Annotated in this window: 22 protein-coding genes and 1 tRNA gene; 17 read left to right on the forward strand and 6 right to left on the reverse strand. The window is 42.3% G+C overall.

Annotated features, from left to right (window positions below; translation table 11 throughout):
• Positions 1–22: 22 nt before the first annotated feature.
• Complete coding sequence (locus HUN01_RS14205; RefSeq protein WP_181931820.1) at positions 23–1,111, forward strand: T3SS effector HopA1 family protein; 1,089 nt, start codon at positions 23–25, stop codon at positions 1,109–1,111.
• A gap of 133 nt (positions 1,112–1,244) precedes the next feature.
• On the opposite strand, the gene xth is transcribed toward HUN01_RS14205, so the two are convergent.
• Positions 1,245–2,027: an exodeoxyribonuclease III gene (xth, locus tag HUN01_RS14210; protein ID WP_181931821.1), complete on the reverse strand. Its 783-nt coding sequence runs from the start codon at positions 2,025–2,027 to the stop codon at positions 1,245–1,247.
• A gap of 456 nt (positions 2,028–2,483) precedes the next feature.
• Between xth and HUN01_RS14215 the strand changes: the two genes are divergently transcribed.
• The 5 genes from HUN01_RS14215 (at position 2,484) to HUN01_RS14235 (ending at position 5,692) form a co-directional block, all read left to right on the forward strand.
• Positions 2,484–3,554, forward strand: a complete 1,071-nt coding sequence (locus HUN01_RS14215; RefSeq protein WP_181931822.1) for a glycosyltransferase family 4 protein — start codon at positions 2,484–2,486, stop codon at positions 3,552–3,554.
• A 55-nt stretch (positions 3,555–3,609) separates the two neighbouring features.
• Positions 3,610–3,795: a hypothetical protein gene (locus HUN01_RS14220; RefSeq protein ID WP_181931823.1), complete on the forward strand. Its 186-nt coding sequence runs from the start codon at positions 3,610–3,612 to the stop codon at positions 3,793–3,795.
• Positions 3,796–3,900: 105 nt separating this feature from the next.
• The gene (locus HUN01_RS14225) at positions 3,901–4,923 is read left to right on the forward strand and encodes a zinc-dependent alcohol dehydrogenase (protein ID WP_181931824.1); all 1,023 of its coding nucleotides are present in this window, start codon (positions 3,901–3,903) and stop codon (positions 4,921–4,923) included.
• Positions 4,924–4,995: 72 nt separating this feature from the next.
• The gene (locus tag HUN01_RS14230) at positions 4,996–5,256 is read left to right on the forward strand and encodes a hypothetical protein (protein ID WP_181931825.1); all 261 of its coding nucleotides are present in this window, start codon (positions 4,996–4,998) and stop codon (positions 5,254–5,256) included.
• Positions 5,246–5,692: an HNH endonuclease gene (locus tag HUN01_RS14235; RefSeq protein ID WP_181931826.1), complete on the forward strand. Its 447-nt coding sequence runs from the start codon at positions 5,246–5,248 to the stop codon at positions 5,690–5,692. The genes HUN01_RS14230 and HUN01_RS14235 overlap by 11 nt, the downstream gene beginning before the upstream one ends.
• A gap of 33 nt (positions 5,693–5,725) precedes the next feature.
• On the opposite strand, the gene HUN01_RS14240 is transcribed toward HUN01_RS14235, so the two are convergent.
• The 3 genes from HUN01_RS14240 to HUN01_RS14250 all read right to left on the reverse strand — a co-directional run bounded on the left by HUN01_RS14240 (position 5,726) and on the right by HUN01_RS14250 (position 7,338).
• Positions 5,726–6,643, reverse strand: a complete 918-nt coding sequence (locus HUN01_RS14240) for a WD40 repeat domain-containing protein (protein ID WP_181931827.1) — start codon at positions 6,641–6,643, stop codon at positions 5,726–5,728.
• 126 nt (positions 6,644–6,769) lie between these two features.
• A complete protein-coding gene (locus HUN01_RS14245) occupies positions 6,770–7,075 on the reverse strand; it encodes a type II toxin-antitoxin system RelE/ParE family toxin (protein WP_181931828.1) in 306 nt (101 codons plus the stop codon).
• A 2-nt stretch (positions 7,076–7,077) separates the two neighbouring features.
• Positions 7,078–7,338 carry a ribbon-helix-helix domain-containing protein gene (locus HUN01_RS14250; RefSeq protein WP_181931829.1) on the reverse strand — a complete coding sequence of 87 codons (261 nt, stop codon included), beginning with the start codon at positions 7,336–7,338 and terminating at the stop codon, positions 7,078–7,080.
• A gap of 158 nt (positions 7,339–7,496) precedes the next feature.
• Here HUN01_RS14250 and HUN01_RS14255 point away from each other — a divergent pair, with 158 nt between their 5' ends.
• A complete protein-coding gene (locus tag HUN01_RS14255) occupies positions 7,497–8,108 on the forward strand; it encodes a hypothetical protein (RefSeq protein WP_181931830.1) in 612 nt (203 codons plus the stop codon).
• Positions 8,109–8,196: 88 nt separating this feature from the next.
• Here the strand turns inward: HUN01_RS14255 and HUN01_RS14260 are convergent, their stop codons facing one another.
• Positions 8,197–8,565 (reverse strand): Dethiobiotin synthetase, encoded by a 369-nt coding sequence (locus HUN01_RS14260; RefSeq protein WP_181931831.1) that lies wholly within the window; start codon positions 8,563–8,565, stop codon positions 8,197–8,199.
• Positions 8,566–8,774: 209 nt separating this feature from the next.
• Here HUN01_RS14260 and HUN01_RS14265 point away from each other — a divergent pair, with 209 nt between their 5' ends.
• From HUN01_RS14265 to HUN01_RS14310, 10 genes are all read left to right on the forward strand, one after another.
• Positions 8,775–9,011, forward strand: a complete 237-nt coding sequence (locus HUN01_RS14265) for a hypothetical protein (protein WP_181931832.1) — start codon at positions 8,775–8,777, stop codon at positions 9,009–9,011.
• A gap of 623 nt (positions 9,012–9,634) precedes the next feature.
• On the forward strand, positions 9,635–9,880 hold the full coding sequence (gene psaC / locus HUN01_RS14270; protein WP_012411495.1) for a photosystem I iron-sulfur center protein PsaC: 246 nt from the start codon (positions 9,635–9,637) through the stop codon (positions 9,878–9,880).
• 359 nt (positions 9,881–10,239) lie between these two features.
• A complete protein-coding gene (gene glmS, locus HUN01_RS14275; protein ID WP_181931833.1) occupies positions 10,240–12,129 on the forward strand; it encodes a glutamine--fructose-6-phosphate transaminase (isomerizing) in 1,890 nt (629 codons plus the stop codon).
• 189 nt (positions 12,130–12,318) lie between these two features.
• Entirely contained in the window at positions 12,319–13,791 is a 1,473-nt protein-coding gene (gene glcD / locus HUN01_RS14280; RefSeq protein WP_181931834.1) for a glycolate oxidase subunit GlcD, read from the forward strand.
• 611 nt (positions 13,792–14,402) lie between these two features.
• Positions 14,403–15,641: a glycoside hydrolase family 10-like protein gene (locus HUN01_RS14285; RefSeq protein ID WP_181931835.1), complete on the forward strand. Its 1,239-nt coding sequence runs from the start codon at positions 14,403–14,405 to the stop codon at positions 15,639–15,641.
• Entirely contained in the window at positions 15,641–16,201 is a 561-nt protein-coding gene (locus tag HUN01_RS14290) for a hypothetical protein (protein ID WP_181931836.1), read from the forward strand. Before HUN01_RS14285 ends, HUN01_RS14290 begins: the two co-directional genes overlap by 1 nt.
• Before the next feature lie 354 nt (positions 16,202–16,555).
• Positions 16,556–18,805, forward strand: coding sequence for a PAS domain-containing sensor histidine kinase (locus tag HUN01_RS14295; RefSeq protein ID WP_181931837.1), 2,250 nt, complete (start codon positions 16,556–16,558; stop codon positions 18,803–18,805).
• Positions 18,806–18,866: 61 nt separating this feature from the next.
• Positions 18,867–18,938, forward strand: a tRNA-Lys gene (locus tag HUN01_RS14300).
• A 574-nt stretch (positions 18,939–19,512) separates the two neighbouring features.
• Positions 19,513–20,496 carry a DUF1517 domain-containing protein gene (locus HUN01_RS14305; RefSeq protein ID WP_181931838.1) on the forward strand — a complete coding sequence of 328 codons (984 nt, stop codon included), beginning with the start codon at positions 19,513–19,515 and terminating at the stop codon, positions 20,494–20,496.
• Positions 20,497–20,933: 437 nt separating this feature from the next.
• A complete protein-coding gene (locus HUN01_RS14310; protein WP_181931839.1) occupies positions 20,934–21,314 on the forward strand; it encodes a calcium-binding protein in 381 nt (126 codons plus the stop codon).
• A 3-nt stretch (positions 21,315–21,317) separates the two neighbouring features.
• Here HUN01_RS14310 and HUN01_RS14315 read toward each other — a convergent pair whose 3' ends face one another.
• Positions 21,318–21,878 (reverse strand): sugar O-acetyltransferase, encoded by a 561-nt coding sequence (locus tag HUN01_RS14315; protein ID WP_181931840.1) that lies wholly within the window; start codon positions 21,876–21,878, stop codon positions 21,318–21,320.
• Positions 21,879–21,901 lie beyond the last annotated feature (23 nt).

Genomic DNA, 21,901 nt, shown 5'->3' on the forward strand with positions numbered 1-21,901 from the left:
AGTTTGATTTCTGAATGGATTAATGCTAAATTCCTCTATCAATCAACCCCTAACTTCTCTATTTGATATTGCTAAGAATATCCAGATTGAGTCAAATTTTTGTATTTACCATCCCAATTATCAACCCTTTGCTCTACCGACTAAAATAGCCGACAGATTTCAGCAAAATTCCGTAGATTTACAACAGAAGTATCTGACTTTACTACTACGAAATTTTCTCTATGGAATCTATTACAATGGCTCTCTGCAAACTACTTTAGCAGTCAATACTGATAGTACTAATCGCTCCCCAAAGGATAATTTAGCAGATAATTCCATTTTAGAAATTGATTGGGACTTTTACGAGCAGCTGCACGCCAGTAATCACGGCATAGGTTACTTTGACTCTAGATGGCAGGTGTTGCGGAAAGAACCTGATGGGACTATGGCGGTGACTAAAGGCGGTTTAACACTTTATGTTGAGCCAGATTGCCATCTAGAATCCAGTAAGAAATCTACCAAAGTGGGTGATATGGTAGCAATCTGGATGCCCAAAAATCGACTGCAAAACGGTTGTTACTTAGCAGTTAGCAATGTCGGACAGGAACAGCAAAGTAACCCCGATGTTGATTTAGGAGCAGGGCGAATCTACTTTAACTTTACGCCATCAGGTGCGATCGCTCTCATGGAAAGCTTGACACTGCAATTGAATGCAGCCTCGATTCCCTTTAGCTTTCAAGTTCTCCACAATCCCTGTGCATACGGACGTTATGATTCGGGGCTACTCTATTTTGAACTCCCCGACTATCCAGCAATTCGCACAATTCTTCAGGCTGTTTATCAAGAAAATCAATCCCATTTCCAGCCCGAAATCCCTTTGTTTACGAAATTTTTAGCCCCAGGGTTAGGTTTAGCTGAAGAACCAACCCAAAAATTTGCCGCACAGGAAAGTTTTGGGATGAACCGTTGTCAAATCGTCGCTAATGCTTTGTTGGAAGCTTGGCAAAAAGGTAAGAATGCGATGGAAGAACGGATGAGGACGATTGACCAACACTTTGCGCGGCATCTAATAGATTTACAGCGTCCTTATCTCAATCCCAGTTCTGAGGATATATATAAGCCTTTAAATTGATTGATTAATTGGGCATGGGGCATGGGGCATAGGGCATAGGGCATGGAGATAAGGGAGTAAAGGAGCATAGGAGAAGTTGCAGCAAGTTTTTCCCCAATGCCCAATGCCCAATGCCCCATGCCCAATAATCAATTCAAAATTCCACAATTACCGGCGTATGGTCGCTGGGTTGGGTTAATTTTCTGGGTGCGACATCGATGATGCAACTTTTAGCACGCTCATACAAGATAGGTGTGAGATAGTGATGGTCAATCCGCCAACCTAAGTTGCGACGGAAGGCGGCGGCGCGATAATCCCACCAGCTATAATTTCCGCCTTCTGTGGTGAATTTGCGAAAAGCATCGGCAAATCCCAGTTTCAGAATATCCCGTAAGGCTTGGCGCTCTGCTTCTGTTGCCATAATGTGATTTTCTGTACTCACCTGCTCGTGAATATCCTTGTCTTCTAAGGCAATGTTGAAGTCTCCGCACACACAAATTGCAGGGTGTGACAGCACAAGCAATCGCAAATACTCATGTAGCGCTGTCAACCAGCGCATTTTATACTCGTATTTCTCAGTTCCTACTGCTGCACCATTGGGAACATATAAGTTCACAATCCGAATACCATCAATTACACCTGTAATCACTCGCCTTTGCTCGTCCCATTCGTGGTGTAAATCTGGCAAAATTGCCCTAAACCCGCTACTTACATTTAAAAGTGGCTGGCGGCTAATTATGGCTACGCCATTATAGGATTTTTGTCCTGATATATAAAGGTTATAGCCTAATTCCTCAAAAGGCGATCGCGGAAATTCAGCATCCATAACCTTGGTTTCTTGCAAGCAGAGAACATCAACAGGATTCAGGGTTAACCAATCGATAACCTGTTCAAGGCGAGTGCGAATTGAGTTGACGTTCCAAGTAGCGATTTTCATTAGTTAGTTATCAGAATTTTTGTAAATTACTAATTACAAATTATGTAATTATTGTACAATTACTTAATATTTATAATTCCTGTTTCATTTCCTAATTTCCCTTAAACACAGTTTGAATTATTTGATCCTATTGAACATTTTAGTATTGTCAGCTACAAAATATTCAATTTTGTAAGTTCTGCTACAAAATATTTTACTGCATTATGATCCCCAAGACAGATGCAACAAGTAATAGATTAGCGATAGGTTAGAAGTGTAGGTCAGGATTGACTTTCACCGATAGACCGTTAGATTTGTTGGTAGAAAGTTTGCGGTACGGTTAACTATTATTGCGTTTTTGCTAGCCTGTTAGGTTAATTTAAATGTCAAAATAGTAAGTAGAAATGCTCTTTCCTCATAAAATAATGATGTAGCTCATTATTGAGGATGATTTCATAGACTGAACCAAAAAAACGTATGAAAATCGCTCAAGTTGCCCCCTTATGGGAAAGGGTTCCACCTCCTAATTATGGAGGAATAGAACTGGTAGTGAGTCGCTTAACTGATGAACTTGTTCGTCGCGGTCACAAGGTAACTTTATTTGCCTCTGGCGATTCTCAAACTTTGGCTAATTTACAAGCCGTTTACCCGCGTGCATTGCGCTCAGACCCAAATGTGAAAGAGTATGCAGTGTACGAAATGCTAGAACTGAGCCAAGTTTACCAAGATGCTGCCCAATTCGATATTATCCATTCTCATGTAGGGATTTCGGCACTACCTTTAGCGAGTTTGATAACAGCAACTTCTACAGTCCATACGCTGCATAATAATTTTACGACTGACAACCGTCACGCATTTAGCTACCACCAAAAGCAACCTTATGTCAGTATTAGTAACTCGCAGCGTCAAATCGATCTCAATTATATTGACACGGTTTATAACGGAATTGAGCTAGCAGATTACCCATTTGTAGCCCAACCGTCAGAACCTTTATATTTGGTATTTTTAGGTCGTTTTTCACCAGAGAAAGGGCCGCAACATGCGATCGCCATTGCTAAACAGAGTGGTTGGCGCTTGAAGATGGCAGGAAAGGTTGATATCAAAGACTCTGAGTTTTTTGAACAAGAGATTGCCCCCCACATAGATGGTCAGCAAATCGAATATTTAGGTGAAATTACCCACGCCGAAAAAACTGAACTTCTGGGCAATGCTGCCATAACTCTTTTCCCCATTAATTGGCAAGAACCTTTTGGCTTAGTAATGATTGAATCAATGGCAACTGGTACACCAGTGATTGCCATGAATTTCGGTTCCGTACCTGAAGTGATTGCTCACGGCAAAACAGGTTTTATCTGCAAAAGCTATGCAGAAATGGCAGCAATGATTCCACCAGCTTTGGAACTCAATCGTCAAACCTGCCGAAAATATGTGGAAAATAACTTTAGTGTTAGCCAAATGGTTAACGGATATGAAGCTGTTTACAGACAAATTATTAAAGACCACCTAGAATCGAATGGCCGCATTCATGCAGCCAACATCCAGTTTTAATAACTGCTTTTTTTACTGAGCTTAAAACAACAATTTTTTTAAGGAGGACATTGGTATGAGTACGAGAGCCAACACCTGCCCATGCTGCGGTGGTTCCCTCCTGCGTCATGCCCGTCATGGTGAACTATATTGGTTTTGCCTGTCGTGCCGACAAGAAGTACCGCTGTTAACTGTTACTCGCCTGCCTAATGTGGAAACCCGGAACACTGGAGTGGTTCCCCAGCCAGCGGTGAATACCTAGTTTTTCATATAAAACCTACTAAAAATCAATACTGATTTAGTTTAGACCTATCAATTAGCTGCAACTGGTAAAATCGGATGTAGCTAATTGATAGGTTTTAAAGTTTTGTTAGCAGCCTTACTTTATGGGCAAGAAGATTTACGCCTAGAGCAAGTTCCTGACCCCACTCCGGCGGCTGGCGAAGTTGTAATCCAAGTGGGGGCAGCAACAACTTGTGGTACAGATTTGAAAGTTTGGCGGCGTGGTGGTCATGCCAAAATGCTAAAACTACCGACGCTGTTTGGTCACGAAGCTGCTGGGCGAATTGTTGCCTTGGGTGCAGGGGTGACAAATTGGCAAGTAGGCGATCGCATTGTCGCTAATAATTCTGCTCCATGCATGAAGTGCTTTTTTTGTCAACGTCAAGAATATTCTTTATGTCCAAATTTGACATGGAATAATGGTACCTTTGCCCAATACCTGAAAATTCCTGCACCGATAGTAGAGCATAATTTGTTGCAGATTCCCGATGAGTTGCCGTGGGAATTGGCAGCCATGACTGAACCTTTAGCTTGTGTATTGCATGGTGTAGCGCGTTCTCATATTAAGTCCAAAGATAAAGTAGTCGTCTTAGGAGATGGGGCGATCGGGCTAATGTTTGTGGCGGCGTTGAGTGAGAAAGCTGAGGTTTTGCTGTGGGGAGGTAATAACCACAGGTTAGAAATTGGTCAGAAATTGGGTGCAGCCCAGACCTTTAATTATCATCAAATCCCGGATATTCCCAGTGTAGTGAAAGAAATTACCCAAGGATGGGGCGCAGATGTGGTGATTGAAGCCACTGGTGTACCAAGTGTTTGGGAAACTGCGATCGCCTGCGCTCGTCCTGGTGCAACAGTCAACTTATTCGGTGGATGTCCACGGGATACAAGCATTACTGTGAATACAGAACAGCTACACTATAGCGAACTTACCATCAAAGGCGTGTTTCATAATACACCAGAGTATGTGCGATCGGCGTTATCATTGATAGCTAGTCGCAAAATTCCCTTTGAGTTACTTATTAGTGAACAGCGACCATTAAAAGATTTAGAACAGGTGTTTTGTGAGATGAAGGCGCGTAAAGTAATTAAGGTAGCGATGATTCCTTAGTATTTTGGCGAGCAATTCATCAGGCACACTACAATAACTAGATATAGCAACACAGACTTAGGCTAAATTACTATGACTCCTCAAGTCATTACCCCAGTATTGATGATTGAGCCTTCATCATGGCTACGTTCTGGCATCACCATTGAAAAAGTTGATAATGTTAACCTTGCTAAGTTCACAGATGAGTTACATACTCGTCTAGAAGAATTGCTTGAGAAACGGAAAGCTGAATTGCTGACTCCTGAAGAAGAAGCCGAATATGCTGGAATTGCTGAACTAGAACGCATCCTAACTTTTGTTAACGCTAAACTGATTGCCAATCGTGGGTGTTAAAGATAGCACTCGGCAGTTTGTGCGCGAAAGAGCTAAATATCTGTGTGAATATTGCCACTCTCCAGAACGCTCCAGTTCAGATCGCTTTACAATCGATCATCTTGTTCCACAATCATTAGGTGGTTCAGATGAAGCTAACAACTTAGCTCTAGCTTGTCGTCGCTGTAATGAGCGTCGTTACAATTTCACAACTGGCGTTGATCCTCAAACTCAGCAAGAAGTCGCCCTATTCAATCCTCGTCAGCAACGGTGGGTAGATCACTTCATCTGGACAGGCGATGGACTAAAGATCGTTGGCAAAAGTGCTACAGGTCGAGCAACTTGTCATCGACTAGATATCAATGATGAATTTCACAACCAAGGATTTATCCAAGAATCTAGGCAGTTATGGATACAAGGAGGCTGGCATCCACCTGTAGACGATCCTCGTCTTTGATGCTTGAACTAGCGATGTTAGACTGCTGACAATCTATCCACGTTGCCAAATCTTAATGCTTCTATCATGACTGCTGCTAGCCAAAAGTTTTCCATCTGGACTGAAGGCAACAGACATAATGTAGGACTCATGACCAGAAAGAGTACACATTTCTTTCTTGGTTTTTAAGTCCCAAATCTTAATTTCCTTATCATCACCTCCACTTGCTAACATTGTGCTACTTGGGTCAATAGCCACACATACTACTGCCTTAGAGTGACCTTGCAAACTTTCTTCGCGCCCACTCGACGCATCAAATAATCGAATAGTTTTGTCGTTGCTCGCACTCGCTAAAATTTGACTGTTGGGGCTGAAAGTGATTGAACGGATCTTCTGTGAATGGGCTGAAAATTTACGCGCTAACTGTCCAGTTTCTACATCCCATAGTGTTACAGTCTTGTCCCATCCGCCACTGGTAAGTACTTTCCCATCAGGGCTGAATGCAACTGCCTCGATAATTTGAGGATTTGAGTTAGATAGAGTTTTAATCTCCTCTTTAGTCGTCAAATTCCACAGTTTCACATCTCCATCGTTGCTGCCACTAGCCATCAGATTGGTAGACGAGTTAATAGAGATTGAGGATACTTCATCGTAGTGGCCAAAAAGCGTTTTAATTTTTCTGCCACTTGTCACTTCCCACAAATTGATAGTTCTGTCAAAAGAAGCACTGGCAAGAATATCACCTTTGTTGTGGAATGCGACTTGGCGAACAGGACCTCTATGACCAGTGAGTGTCTGGATCTCACGCATTGCTTGCAAATCCCACAGCTTAACTGTCTTATCGTCACTGCCACTGGCTAACAAATGCCCATCAGAGCTAAAAGCAACAGAGTTCACACCAGACTGCAATCCTTGATGTCCCGTGAAAGTTTGAACACATCTCCACTGTGCTGCTGTAAGCCATGACACCATAAATGTACTCCTATATTTTCTGGAATTAACGGAGCAAACTTTTCTCGTTCAACCAATCATTGCGAGTCAGTAAGCTCATTCATAGTGTTCCCAGTCATAATAGGATATTTAACAACTAGTTATAAATCACATTTTTTCTGGATTTGCAAACAGAGATTTTAAGTTGCGTCTGCCACTGACAACTCTGACAATTTCAATTCCTTCACCAATAATCATGTAAAAAATAATATACCCATCCAGTGGAAGTCCTCTAAGGTTGGGACGCAAATCCTCGTATTTTCGTCCCATATTCGGAAAGCTAACGAGTTGTTGACATTTTTGATTAAACGCATATAAAAGTTGCTCACCAGCCTCAACATTTTCTACGGCGAAATAATCTGCGATCGCTTGTAAATCACGAGAAGCAGGGAGTGAGATAATGTACCGATTCATTCCTAAGCCTCTTTTGCTTGCTTCAACTGTGTTAAAAGCTGATTTACAAAAGTTTCACCATCAATTCCTTCTCCCTTTTCAAGTGATGCTATCCCTTCATCAATCTTGGTGCGAGTTTCTTCTAGCCATACTTGCTGAGAAAGAGTCTCTTCTGCTAAAAGATGCAATGCAGTTTGAATTACTTCATCAACATTGTTAAATTGACCTGTTGCTAGCAAAACTTGAATTATTTGTTCTTGCTCTGGGCTAAATGTAATACTCATAACAATTCCATTCCTTGGCTTTTTCTATGATAAAGCGTTGATAAGTAAGATCCCTGATGTCTTAAGTTAGGTTGACGCTTGAAATAATCTTGCTGAAAAACGGGAAGACTATGGTTACTCCCGAATTGGGAAATTTCTATAAAATCCTGAACAGCAAAATGCTCAAAAAATCTCTACTTAACTACTTAATTTTGCCTTTTTCTCTAGTGCCTTGGCTGTGCGTAGGAACGCTTTTTGATTCCCAAGCTAATGCTTTACCAGGGCAAAGTACAGAAGAAGTAGGCACCTGGATTAAAGCACATCCCACACTCCGCCCCAGGAGTGGAGAACAATTATTTGTACAAAAGACTGATACAGCCGCCCAACGATTCACTTTTCAAGCGTCGGTATTGCCTCCTGGTAGGGTGGAGTTTTCTAAAGACCGAGGCAGAATTCGCTCTGAACGCATTGCTATGTATGATGCTATTAACGGCATGACATTTGAGCGCCTTCAAGAATCCTTGCGGGTAATTTATGGCTTAGAGATTTATCAAGACTATGATCGCGCCCAAGTCGTGTATCAATATCCCAACCAAAAGGTAGTTAACTCAGCGCGTCTAGCCAGAACTCCGATTCGGGAAGCCTTGAAGGGAGAATTACGAGTAGGCGATCGCTATGTATATTGGGTGGAAATTGCCCAACCCAAGACTGGCAAAGCTTTTACTGGTCAAATGACGGTTTTGCTTAAAACTGACCTAGACAAATTAGAAAAGGAACTGCAAATTCGTTAATGGGCATTGGGCATTGGTTATTCCCCTTGTCTCCCTCATCCCTCCATCCCTGTATCCCTTCTCGTTAAAAGATTACTCAATCCCTATCCTACAACTTCCCCAACTCCATCTGAGCTAGGGTTTGCCATGTACCCGAAAAGATACTTTCAGATGCTAAGGAAATGCGTAGCAAATCTTCTTTCAGAAGTGGCGGCCAATCAATGCCAGCTTTACGCCCTGCGCCAAATAGCTGTTGCGCCTTAATACTTAACTGATAAAGGGCCAAAGCCAGTTCTCGGTCTAGGCTCTTTGCATCTTTGAGGGCTTCAAACACCACTTTCAATGCTAATAAAATCGAAGTGATCTGACCGGGTACCGGTGGTTTCCCCTGTTTCATACGCGTTAACAGCGCATCTGGGTTTTCCTCGGTTGTGATTGTCTGATCTATGAGGAGTTTCCGAGCTGTTTCGTAATTCATGTAGCCAGTTTAGCGTACATTTTACTTCAGCAGGAATACCTAATTAAAAAGTCATAGAATTGGCTTCTAGTTATTTCTAGCAATCTCTTATGATTTGTGAAAAGATAGGCGTGGGGAAAATGATCGGGAATTTGCGATGCTCTAGGTTAACCAGATAGACTGAATATAATATCTTTGAAAAATACACCTTACTAGGAATCAACAACAAAATGATATCGTCAAATTTACTAGAAATTGAGCGCTCCATCCTTGCCTTGTCTGTAGAAGAACAGCTTTGGCTGTTAGAAAGTATTGCTAGACAAATCCGAGAAAGTGAGTATATAAAAGATAAATTGCCTGATGTTAAGAATCCAGAAGAACAACTGGAAGTGATGCCTTGTGAGCCAAAAATTCAAACAGAAATTCCCCTTATAAATGATGAATTTGCAATTTCGGAAATACTCTGAACTCTAGGAGTAAAATTTATGAGATTGCCAGACTTGAACAGTCAAATATACAAGTTATCTGTGAGCATTTCCTTACAATTACTGACTGCGATCGCTCAAAAACATAGCTGCGATCGCAGTCTCTAAATTGAGCATTTACATAGAAAAAGCAGTGTTAAACAGTAATAGTCACAACTTTCTATGTCACCTAGATAGCCAAATTTTTTCTTTTTACACGGAGAAGTAGCGATCGCAAAATCAGATTATTACCCATAAAATTAATTTGGCACTTTCGATTAACAGTTAACATTTCGTTATAGATTGGCTCTATTTGACGGTACATAGTTACCAATCAATAAGTAGCATAGATAACTTTCTCATCTAGTTTTGTAAATTGACTTTTGTTTCATCTGTCTTTACTATTCAACCCCATCATGGTATATCACTGGGATAAATACGCTCCTGTGATGTTGCTGATTAATAAGTCAATGGGACAATCGCGCAAAAACAAATATCTTGGGTGCTTATTACATTGTTTGAAGTTATGTAGCCTTTTGATTACGGCCTATCAACCACTGCGGTAGACTATGCGTTGATTATGATTCTTTCGCAGAGAAGAACACTCGAAAGGAGCCGTTTTTTCAATGTCTCATACCGTAAAAATCTACGATACCTGCATTGGCTGCACCCAATGCGTCCGCGCTTGCCCTACTGATGTACTTGAGATGGTTCCTTGGGATGGCTGTAAAGCTGCTCAAATAGCCTCTTCACCCCGTACAGAAGACTGCGTGGGCTGTAAGCGCTGCGAAACCGCTTGTCCCACCGACTTTTTGAGCATCCGGGTTTACCTGGGCGCTGAAACAACTCGCAGTATGGGTCTAGCCTACTAAAAAGCTGAGTGCTGATCGGAGTGCTGAGTGCTGAGTGCTGAGTGCTGAGATAAAAAGAAGTAAATCACAAATACAATTTTTTGATTCTTCACTCGGAACTCGGAACTCGGAACTCAGCACTCTTGATGAAATCGCAATTTTAGATTGGGGATAAAATCTCTGGGTATCTAAATCTTAGAAGCCGTATTTGTACCGTCAAGTCAAAAGCTGACGGGGAATCTGCTGTAAAAAAACCTAAAGTCTATAACAATACCTAGTGGTAGAGGGAGTAAATTACTCCCTTTTTTCTTTGCAAAACGTCGAGTTTGTGGTAAACACTATACTGGATTTAATCATCCTGAAAAAAAGTGGTGTGAACAATGTGCGGAATTGTTGGATATATAGGCACTCAAGCGGCGACAGACATTTTACTGGCTGGGCTGGAAAAACTAGAGTACAGAGGCTACGATTCTGCTGGAATTGCCACTATTTGGGAAGGTGAGGTAACTTGTGTACGGGCAAAAGGCAAACTTCATAACCTGCGTTCTAAACTGGAACAAATAGAAACTCCTGCCCAAATTGGTATTGGTCACACTCGCTGGGCAACTCATGGTAAACCAGAAGAGTACAACGCCCATCCCCATCTGGATACGGCAAAGCGAGTGGCGGTGGTGCAAAATGGCATTATCGAAAACTATCGTGAGTTACGCGAAGAACTCAAAGCAAAAGGACACGAATTTCGGTCTGAAACCGATACCGAAGTCATTCCCCATCTCATCGCCGAATTTTTAAAGAATCTTCCTCCCTCATCTGCCTCATCTGCCTCCTCTCCCTTCTTAGAAGCAATTCGCCAAGCCGTTAACCACTTGCGCGGGGCGTTTGCACTTGCAGTTATTTCTGCTGACTTCCCCGATGAATTGATTGTTGTGCGCCAACAAGCACCTTTGGTAATTGGTTTTGGCCAAGGGGAATTCTTTTGTGCATCTGACACGCCTGCGATCGTTGCCTACACCCGTGCGGTGCTACCTCTGGAAAATGGCGAAATTGCCCGCCTCACACCTTTGGGCGTTGAGATTTACAATTTTGCTGGCGACAGGCTGAAAAAACAACCCCGGCTACTCAACTTCAATCCTGCAATGGTTGAGAAGCAGGGCTTCAAACACTTCATGCTCAAAGAAATTCATGAGCAACCAGGGGTAGTAAGAGCTAGTTTAGAAGCATACTTTAATCCAGGCGAATCTATCGAATCCCCAATTAATCTTGGTTTACCGACAGATTTATATACCGATTTAGAACAAATTCAGATCCTCGCCTGTGGTACTAGTTGGCACGCAGCATTAATCGGAAAATATTTAATCGAACAATTAGCAGGAATTTCAACTCAGGTACATTACGCTTCTGAGTATCGCTATGCACCATCACCTTTGACGGCAAACACGCTGATTATTGGTGTTACCCAATCAGGTGAAACCGCTGATACCTTAGCAGCTTTGGCAATGGAAAAAGAACGTCGCCAGGGGAAAGAACCCAAATATCAAGCGCGACTACTGGGCATTACCAATCGCCCGGAAAGCAGTCTTGGTGATATGGTACCGCATGTCATCAGTACCCTAGCGGGAATTGAAATTGGGGTCGCGGCGACAAAAACTTTTACTGCTCAACTGATGGCGTTTTATGCTTTGGCATTGGATTTAGCAGCTCGTCGTCAGACAGTTTCCAAAGACACATTAGAGAAAATTATTAACGGGTTGCGGCAGATTCCCAAAGAAATTGAGGCAACTTTGGAAAGTCAGGAACGTTTAACCGAACAGCTAGCCCATGAATTCGCCGAAACCCAAGATTTCATTTTTATAGGTAGGGGGATTAACTTCCCGATTGCTTTGGAAGGGGCATTGAAATTAAAAGAAATCAGCTACATTCACGCCGAAGGGTATCCGGCTGGAGAAATGAAGCACGGGCCCATTGCACTTTTAGATGCGAAAGTACCAGTAGTTGCGATCGCAATTCCTGGTAGTGTTTATGAAAAAGTAATTTCCAATGCCCAAGAAGCCAAAGCCAGAGATTCTCGGTTAATTGGGGTGACTCCAGTTAAAGATGGCGAAGCTGCGGAAATCTTTAACGATCTTCTTCCCGTCTCTCATGTGGAAGAATTACTTTCTCCGATTCTCACAGTAGTACCTTTGCAATTATTGGCTTATCATATTGCCGCCCGTCGCGGTTTGGATGTCGATCAGCCAAGAAATTTGGCCAAATCGGTAACAGTAGAATAGTATAATTTTATACTTTTTACTTAATGGTAAAATGGCTTTTGAAGAAGTGCGATCGCTTGCAGAAGCCATTTTTAATTATTACCTATCAGTTTTCCATTACTCTTGCAATTCACACCCATTCACTGAAAAAGTTGCGGTTCCAAAAAAGTCTGCAATACTCCATACATCTACCTTGAATTTTAAGAACCTATGCTTACTCAAGATAAAAAACAACGCAACTGGAAACCCATTATCAAAGCATTTGAGGCTGTCCTTGGTAAAAATGGTGTGGTGCAACGCCGCGAAGAACTCATTACCTATGAATGCGATGGTTTAACTGGTTATCGCCAACGTCCCGCTGTGGTGGTGTTACCCAGAACTACAGAACAGGTTGCCCAAGTTGTGAAGGTATGCAATCAATATTCTATACCCTTCATCGCCCGCGGTTCTGGTACTGGTCTATCTGGTGGCGCTTTACCTGTTGAAAATTCTGTTTTGATTGTTACCTCATTAATGCGGCAAATCCTCAGCATTGATTTGGAAAATCAACGCACAGTTGTACAACCAGGAGTGATTAATAGTTGGGTGACACAAGCTGTCAGTGGTGCTGGTTTTTACTATGCTCCTGACCCCTCTAGTCAAATTATCTGCTCGATTGGGGGCAACATTGCCGAAAATTCTGGTGGCGTACATTGTCTCAAATATGGTGTCACCACTAACCACGTTTTGGGATTAAAAATTGTCACCCCGGAAGGAGAAATTATCGATTTAGGCGGACAAATTCCAGAAATGCCTGGTTATGATTTAACAGGTGTTTTTGTTGGTTCTGAAGGCACTTTAGGAATTGCTACGGAAATTACTTTGCGAATTCTCAAAAGTGCAGAATCAATTTGTGTGCTGTTAGCAGATTTTACTAGTATTGAAGCTGCCGGGGCAACTGTTTCTGACATCATCAGCGCCGGAATTATTCCTGGTGGGATGGAAATGATGGATAACTTCAGTATCAATGCAGTTGAAGATGTTGTTGCAACTAATTGTTATCCCCGCGATGCTACTGCCATTCTGCTCATAGAAATTGATGGTTTAGAAGTGGAAGTTGTAGGGAATAAACAGCGAGTTATCGAAATTTGTAAAAAGAATGGTGCGCGTAATGTCACTTCTGCGACTGACCCAGAAACCAGATTGAAATTATGGAAAGGACGCAAAGCTGCTTTTGCTGCTGCTGGACATTTAAGCCCAGATTATTATGTCCAAGATGGTGTAATTCCTCGGACTCAGTTGCCTTATGTTCTGCATGAGATTGAGACATTAAGTCAACAATATGGTTATCGTGTTGCTAATGTATTTCATGCTGGTGATGGCAATCTTCATCCGCTAATTCTTTATGATAATTCTGTGCCTGGAGCATTAGAACAAGTAGAAGAAATGGGTGGAAAAATTCTTAACCTTTGTGTCCAAGTTGGTGGTAGTATTTCTGGAGAACATGGCATTGGTGCAGAGAAAAAGTGTTATATGCCACAGATGTTTAGCCCAGTTGATTTAGAAACTATGCAATGGGTGCGGCAAGTTTTTAATCCCAAAGGGTTAGCAAATCCTGAAAAGATATTTCCCACACCACGGACTTGTGGTGAAGCAGCAAATGCATCAGCTATCAAACAATTTGAAGGTGTGGAAAGATTTTAAGAAGAAGGAAGTCAGGAGCGGAACTGGAGACTGCGACTGCGAAAGCTCCTTGTGGGGTGGGCATCTTACCATTGTTGTCAACTTAAGCTAAAACCCTTTTCAAATCTCGTTTTCAGCCTCTGGCTGGAAATGCGGCTCCTGGTGGCTCTGCCGCCAGGAAGGGAGGCGGAGCCTCAACGACGAGCATTCCCAGTCTCCGACTGGGAACGAGGCAATCTAAAAGCTATTTATAGACTTGCTTTGACGTTAAGTTGACACCAATGACACCCATCCTCCAAGAAATTTGGGATGTTTTTTTATTTGAAAGTCCCTAAAAAGGGTGAGCTTAATTCGGCTCCCCTTTTTTAGTGTGCTTAGGGGTATCTAAAAGTGCCTAAAGTCACAACAAAACACTTTAAAAAAAACCTCTAAGAGTTAGGAATTAGGAGTTATCATGTTTGGGAATAGTTAAGTATATTCATGAACAAAATTGGCTCCGTATTATTGAAATTATTTTGAATTCTGAATTCTGACTCCTGAATTCTTAATCATGATTCCTTTACATCATCCGGAGGATTATAACTTTATTTTGTAGTTATATATATTCCGATCGCACTAGGTCACGCTTACAAATGAATCGGGTTGCTCGCCGTTGTATTTCTTACTTTCTATGTTGGGGATTAGTAGTCGCTTTAACAGTTTTTTCATTCTCTTCACAGCCAGTTTATTCCCAAAAAATAATTCCTTTAACTACAGAAATTCGCGGCGTTTGGCTCACTAATGTTGCTAGTGGTGTACTATTTATTCCTTGGGGTATTAACCGTGCCATAAATCAATTGTCGGCTCTTAATTTTAATACAATTTATCCTGTAGTTTGGAACCGAGGACACACTTTTTATAAAAGTGCTGTAGCTAAAATGACTACAGGCTCGGAAACTCAACCTTTGCTCAATTTCATGCACGGGGGACAGGATGTTTTAGCAAAGATAGTGACACTTGCTAAAAATAAAAATTTGAGAGTCATTCCCTGGTTTGAATACGGGTTTATGACGCCGCATTATTCACAATTAGCAAGGCGTTATCCTGACTGGTTGACAATTGGGCAAGAAGGTATAAATTCTATCCAAAATGCTCCACCAGAAGAAATCGACAATATTTTAGTAACTAAGCTGGCTTGGTTGAATCCTTTACATCCACAAGTGCAAGAGTTTATTCAAGAGCTAATTTTAGAAGTAGTCAGAGATTATGATGTGGATGGTATTCAGCTTGACGATCATTTTGGGATGCCTGTACAGTTTGGCTACGATCGCTTCACTATAGAACTCTACCAGCAAGAACACCAAGGCAAAAGTCCCCCTGGTGATCCTTTTAACTCAAAATGGATGCGTTGGCGAGCAGATAAAATTACGGATTTTATGGCAGAAATTTATCAAGCTGTCAAGGCGATTAAGCCTAAAGTTAAAATATCTTTGTCTCCCAATCCTCAAGCTTTTGCCTACAAATACTATTTACAAGATTGGGAAAATTGGGTAAAAAAAGGTTTAGTTGATGAGTTAATTTTACAGGTATATCGAAATGATAAAAAGTCTTTTATCGCTCAACTAGAACAACCACCTGTGAAATTGGCTCAAAGTCTAATTTCTGTAGGAATTGGGATATCAACGGGAACCGTGCGTAGTCCGGTGAAAATCGCACAAGTGAGAGAACAGGTTCAGGTAGTGCGCGATCGCAATTTTGATGGTATCTCATTTTTTTACTGGGAGAGTCTTTGGGGTTACATCGTACCAGAATCACCCCAACAACGACGCAAAGCTTTTTTTGAGATGTTTAATGCTAAAACTGTCAGACTATTACCACCAAAGAAACTTTGATGCCATTTGCGCCTGGAAATACTAGATTTGGCTTTGCATTGCTGTGGACTTTAGCTACTTTTGGCGGTTTTTTATTGAGTTTACTCTTAATTGAAGTCGGCGAAAAACCTGATATTGGACTGGTAGAGGCTGCTATCGGCGGATTTGCGATCGCACTTCCTCAAGGCTGTCTTCTCAAACAACCTATATTTTGTATCAGGTGGATTTGGTCAAGTCTTTTGGGTTGGAGTATTATCACCGCTATCGGTATTGGTGCTGTAGGTTGGATTGTACCTAGCACTCAAATTCTCCCTCAGAGAATCCTGTCTGGGGCCATTTATGGTGCGCTTGGCGGCTTCGGAATTGGATTGGCTCAATGGTTGGCAATTCCCCAGTATCAGGCGTGGCGATGGATATTAGTCTGTTCGGCAAGTTGGGCTGTTGCTATCCCTGTAGGTTCTACTATCGGGATGCTTTTGCACCACTGGACGCAGTTATTCTTCGGCGAAGTTATGGGATTAGCCATCACTTGGCTGCTGGTTGGTATCCTCACAGGGATCAATGCTCACAAATTGCGATGACTACGGCGGGCTACGCCTACGTAAGCTCACTCTCTTTATTAAGAATAATAAATTTAATTCACATATACTGATACTTGCACTTAGATATATGCAAAAATCGTTAAAAACCGTTAAAAATCAATTTTAGAAAGTTTGCCCTAACCTGCAAATGTATTTTCGCCTTCAAAAAGCAGGATTTGTTAAGCTGACTCCTATTTAGCTTTCCTAGATTTCTGACAAGAAGTAGAGAAAGATCCAAATTTCAATGAGCAACAGCTGACAATACTTTGCTATAGGCGCTAAAGTGCATCTACTACAAGCTTAACGATCAGAGAGCGCCTAGAAGAGTCAGTAATACAAGAGTGGGACTCTCGCATGAATATAAATCCAGCAGAATCAACTATGGAGTTGACAAAATTATCACCACCTCAGATTCTCTTCGGCACAGAAGTAGATGAGAAAAGCAGTAGTGAGCAGTTTCTACTAAGCATGTACGATTCTGTGCAGGCATCAATCTTCGTAGTTGATGTTCTGGAGGACGGAGATTTTCGATATGTGGCACTTAATCCCACTCATGAGCGGTGGATAGGTATTCGCTCAGATGAGCTTCGGGGCAAAAAACCAGAGGATATTCTCTCTCCCATCGATGCTGCAAGGGTGCGTCAGCATTATAATGACTGCGTGCTATTTGGCAAAACTATTTCTTACGAACAATGTTTGCAATTCCAGGGAATTCCCACTTGGTGGAGTACGACTCTGACGCCACTACGAGATGCTAACTCTAGGATTTATCGACTGATTGGTACTAGTAGCAATATCACCTCTGTTAAGCAAGCAGAACAAGGGATCAGATACCAGGCTGAACGAGAGCAACTGCTAGAAGCGATCGCTGGACGAATTCACCAATCTGTAGAATTAGAGACAATTCTGCATCAGACTACAATTGAACTGCGGCAGTTTTTGAATTGCGATCGCGTGCTAATTTATCGCTTCCAGACTGATGGCAGTGGAGTAATCATTGCCGAATCAACTGTCGCTGCTGATGATCTCCTGTTGGGAAAAAACATCATTGATCCCGGCTTCAGTGGCAAACATCCAGAACACTACGGACGAGGTTGTATTCAAGTCATCGAAGATATTGATGCAGCCGGATTGCACCCTTGCCATATAGATTTCCTGGCATCTTTGCAGATTAGAGCCAATCTTGTCGTGCCGATTTTCAAAGAGCAAGATATGTGGGGGCTATTGATTGCCCAGCATTGCCGTGAATCGCGTCAATGGCAACAAACGGAAACTGACTTGCTAAAGCAGTTGGCAACTCAAATCGGCATTGCTGTCCAACAGGCAGAACTTCATCAGCAGATCAAGGATCTCAAAACTAAGATGGAGTTGCAGAAACAGAAGCACATAAATCAGTTGCAGCAGGTGCGAAACTTTGAAGCCTTGGTGCGACGCATGACAGAACAAATCCGCGACAGTCTGGATCAAACTCAGGTGTTGCAGACTCTCACCCAGGAATTAGCAGAGTTACTCAATCTTGATTGTTGCCAAATCGAACTCTATAGCACCTGCAAAACCCTGGTAACTGTTACTTACGAGTACACCAAAAACTTACCCCAGTTTCAGGGATTGACCAGACAGATTGCAGACCGTCTTGAAGTCTATCAGCCGTTGTTGCAGAAACAAACTTTGCAATTTTTGGAAATTGTGCCTGGATGGCAGCCAAACTTGTTAGTTATGTCCCAGATGGCTTGTCCAATTTTCGATACTCAAGGGATTTTGGGAAATATTTGGTTGACAAGACCATCACAAGAGGCCTTTGATGAATTTGAAATTGAGCTAATGCAGCAGGTAGCAAATGAATGTGCGATCGCCATTCGTCAAGCCCAGCTTTACAAACAAACTCAGACACAGGTAAAAGAACTAGAAAAATGCGATCGGCAAAAAAACCAATTTCTCAGAACTTTGTCTCAAGAACTGCGGACACCAATAACTAGCATTAGCCTTGCAGTCCAAACGCTTGAAAGTGTCCTCACCCCAGCAGAAATATCAGAGATAGAAATAGTTCCGCAACTATTGCAGATTCTACATAACGAGTGTGGACGAGAAAGCAAATTAATTAACGACCTACTCACACTCACATATCTCGAAGCCGAACCCGATCCCCCAACTTTGATTGCCATTGACTTTCAAAGTTGGCTTCACCCAATTATCGAGTCTTTTCGAGACCTCACCAACTGCCAGCGACAGCAATTAAACCTGAGTGTTGATCATGCGCTACCGCCTTTGGAGACAGATATCACTGATTTGGAGCGAATTGTCACCGAACTGCTCAACCATGCCTGCAAATACACCCCAGCAGGCGAATCCATTACAGTTTCGGCTCAACTGATAGGGAATGCAGTAGAGCTTAATATTACAAATTCTGGGATAGAGCTTACCAGCAATGAACTGTCACGGATTTTTGAGCCTTTCTATCACCTTTCCAAACACGATCCTTGGAAACATAGCGGCACTGGACTGGAATTGGCATTAGTGCAGAAAATGGTCAGACATTTAGGCGGCTCAATTTATGTAGAAAGTGCAGCAGGTCAAACCACCTTCGCTGTCAAATTCCCCTTTTAACTGTTTTTTGGTGCGGCACTAGCTAAATTGTCAGGAGTTGTGCTACTATTGTTATTTGTGTGGGTGACTAGCTCAACGGTAGAGCAGTAGACTCTTAATCTATTGGTTGCGGGTTCGATTCCCTCGTCACCCATCCTTTCTATCCCTCCAAAATTTACCCTTGCCTAAATCGAGCAAGTGCCGCGCTCGGAAATCCCCAATTTTCGGGGATAAACAGCGATAAAGCTTTGACTAATTTAACTAAAAACCCCTCTTGCTTTTTAGCAGTCCAGTCGAATCTTTAGGGTTTCCACTGGACAGCAAATTATCAAACAGGAGTCAGGAGTCAGAATTCAGAATGAATTCTGTATGACTGGTGGATGAATAACCGGGTTTAATACCTCCACCAAATCGTAGATTTGGTGCTCAACAAGAAAGTCGCGGGTCTGAATTCCCTACTGATTAGATTCTGACTCCTGAATTCTGACTTCTGAATTCTTCTTCAACATATCTTCAGGTACGGTTCCCCAGTCGAGAAATCCCCCCTGCGATCGCTACCTACCGAAGATAAGACGCGGTAAATTAAATATGTAGCCTCTAAAAATAAATGCTACGTAAATGCTACAAACTCGCTTGCTTGTTACGGGCTGGCGTTAGCGACATACCGCAACACTCCTACCAGTATGGGGAGAAATCATAAATAATTCCGTTTTCCAAGCGATTGTATTATGCATAAAAAACTACAACAAACCATCAAACCGCTGTTAAAAACCTTCTTAGCCCTAAGCTTAGTGTTAGCTTTGGCTCTTGGTCACGCCGATGGTGCATTAGCAGCCCGCAGTGGGGGTCGCATCGGTGGTGGCTCATTTAGAGCGCCTTCTAGTCGCACCTATACACCGCGCACATCTGTACCTCCTGGTGGGGGCGGATACTATCCTGGTGGTGGTTTTGGTGGTGGCTTTGGCTTTCCCTTCATAGTTCCCTTCTGGGGTATTGGGGGAGGATTTGGTGGTATATTTACCATCTTAATTTTCTTGGCGATCGCTAATTTCTTATTGCAAACTTTCCGCCGTGTCTCTAGCGGCGAAGCTGGAGAAGCAGATTACAGCAGTAACTCTCCGGTTTCTGTAACTCGTTTGCAAGTAGGTTTGTTAGCTCAAGCCCGTGAATTGCAAAATGAACTCAACCACATTGCTGAAACTGCTGATACTAACACCCCAGAGGGTAGAGCAGAAGTTCTCCAAGAAGCCAGCCTAGCTTTACTCCGTCACCCCGAATACTTTGTATATGCAGGTGGTGGCACTCAACAAGCCAGTTTGAATTCAGCTGAAGGTCAGTTTAATCGGCTGTCACTGGCAGAACGCAGCAAGTTTAGCGAAGAAACTCTTTCTAACGTCAACAACCAGCTAAGAGAAGCCCTTGCCAAAGATGCTTTACCGCCGGCTGGTGAACTCGACAACCCCACCCGCCTCTTTACCGAAGGCCCTGGTGAATACATTATCGTCACCTTACTAGCGGCAACATTAGGTAAGTTTGACATCCCTACAGCGATTAACAGTGCTGATGATTTGCGTCAAGCTTTGCGCCAAATTGGTAGCATCCCTAGCGACAAACTTCTAGCAATTGAAGTTCTTTGGACTCCGCAAGCCGAAAATGATACCCTGACATCTGATGATGTGTTGGCAAATTATCCTGATTTGAGACTTGTTTAATCTCTAAAAAATTTGGCGCTTTACTGCTAAGAAATAACTTGGCATCTTGGCGAAAGAAATCAGTTTCCCCTTGAGGGGAATAACAACTAGAAAACCGTTTGTCAATGACAAGCGGTTTTTTGTAGAGCTTATAAGTAAGTGGGCGTAAATAATTAAAGGTTTGTAGTGGGGACTTTAGTCCTCTCTTAAGGGCTAAAGCCCTTACTACGAGCTAATTAAATTGAATTTTACATTACTTAATGTAGTTTGATTTATTCTTGCCCACTTACTTGTAGCAATCCGGAATGATTCATGAAAAAATACTGAGATGAATTGGGAAGCCCCGTCCGTCTTACGGCAGGGTAGTTAACTCAGTAATCAATATGTATTAGAAAAATTATTCTTAGTCAAAACTTTGGTAGTATTATCAAAATGCATTATACGCAAAGCGTTATCTTATGCCTAGTGTTGAACCCGAAGAAAAGCGAGAGCATCGCATTAAAACAGAAATCATTGTAGATGCTGAAGACAAAGAAGACCGGGCTATGGGTTGGTATTATTACCTCGAAGAGACTCTGAATTTTCCCTTTCTGGCTAAATGGACTAAGAAGGGACGCAAATCAGGTTCCGTCGAGGAGAAACAAGTGGAAGTGCTGGGAATGGCCCCAGATGATGAGTGCTTAAAAGATATGTTGGTAGAAGTGGCTTACCTTAATGGTAAGGATGAAGATGTATATTCTGCAAAGTTATCTGAAATAGCAGCCATTGATGCTGATAGTGAAACTCAAGAAGCGATCGCAGACTGGCTCTATTGGATTGCTAGAGGATATAAGTTTTAAACTCTAGGACAAATACCGAATGACGCGGCAGGGATTGCCAGCAGCGACAACATTCTCAGGTATGTCTTTGACAACTACACTGCCAGCACCAATAGTTGTATTATCACCAATAGTTACACCTGGACAAATAATTGCACTGCCACCAATCCAGACATTGTTACCAATGTTAATTGGGGCAGCTAATTCTCTACCAGAAAGACGAATTTCCGGCTCTGTTGGGTGATAAGCAGTATAAATTTGTACATAAGGAGCGCACAAGACATTTTCACCAATGTGAACTGGATTGCAGTCTAAAATTACACAGCCATAGTTCATATACAATTTGTCGCCAGCGAAAATATTACTGCCATAGTCACAGTGAAACGGCGGCACAATGAATACTTTTTCACCGATCTTTCCAAATAATTCTTGCAAAATTTGCTGGCGTTGCTCTTGCTGTTCTTCAGTTGTAGAATTGTAGCTTCGCAACAGACGGCTAGCCCGCTTATTTTCGGCAGCTAATTCTGGATCTTCCGCCAGATACAATTCCCCCGCGAGCATTTTCTGTTTTTCGGTTTTTTCCATGACAGACTTATTTGAAGTGGCAA

Origin of the sequence: Nostoc edaphicum CCNP1411, assembly GCF_014023275.1 — a bacterium.
Lineage (GTDB): Bacteria > Cyanobacteriota > Cyanobacteriia > Cyanobacteriales > Nostocaceae > Nostoc > Nostoc edaphicum_A.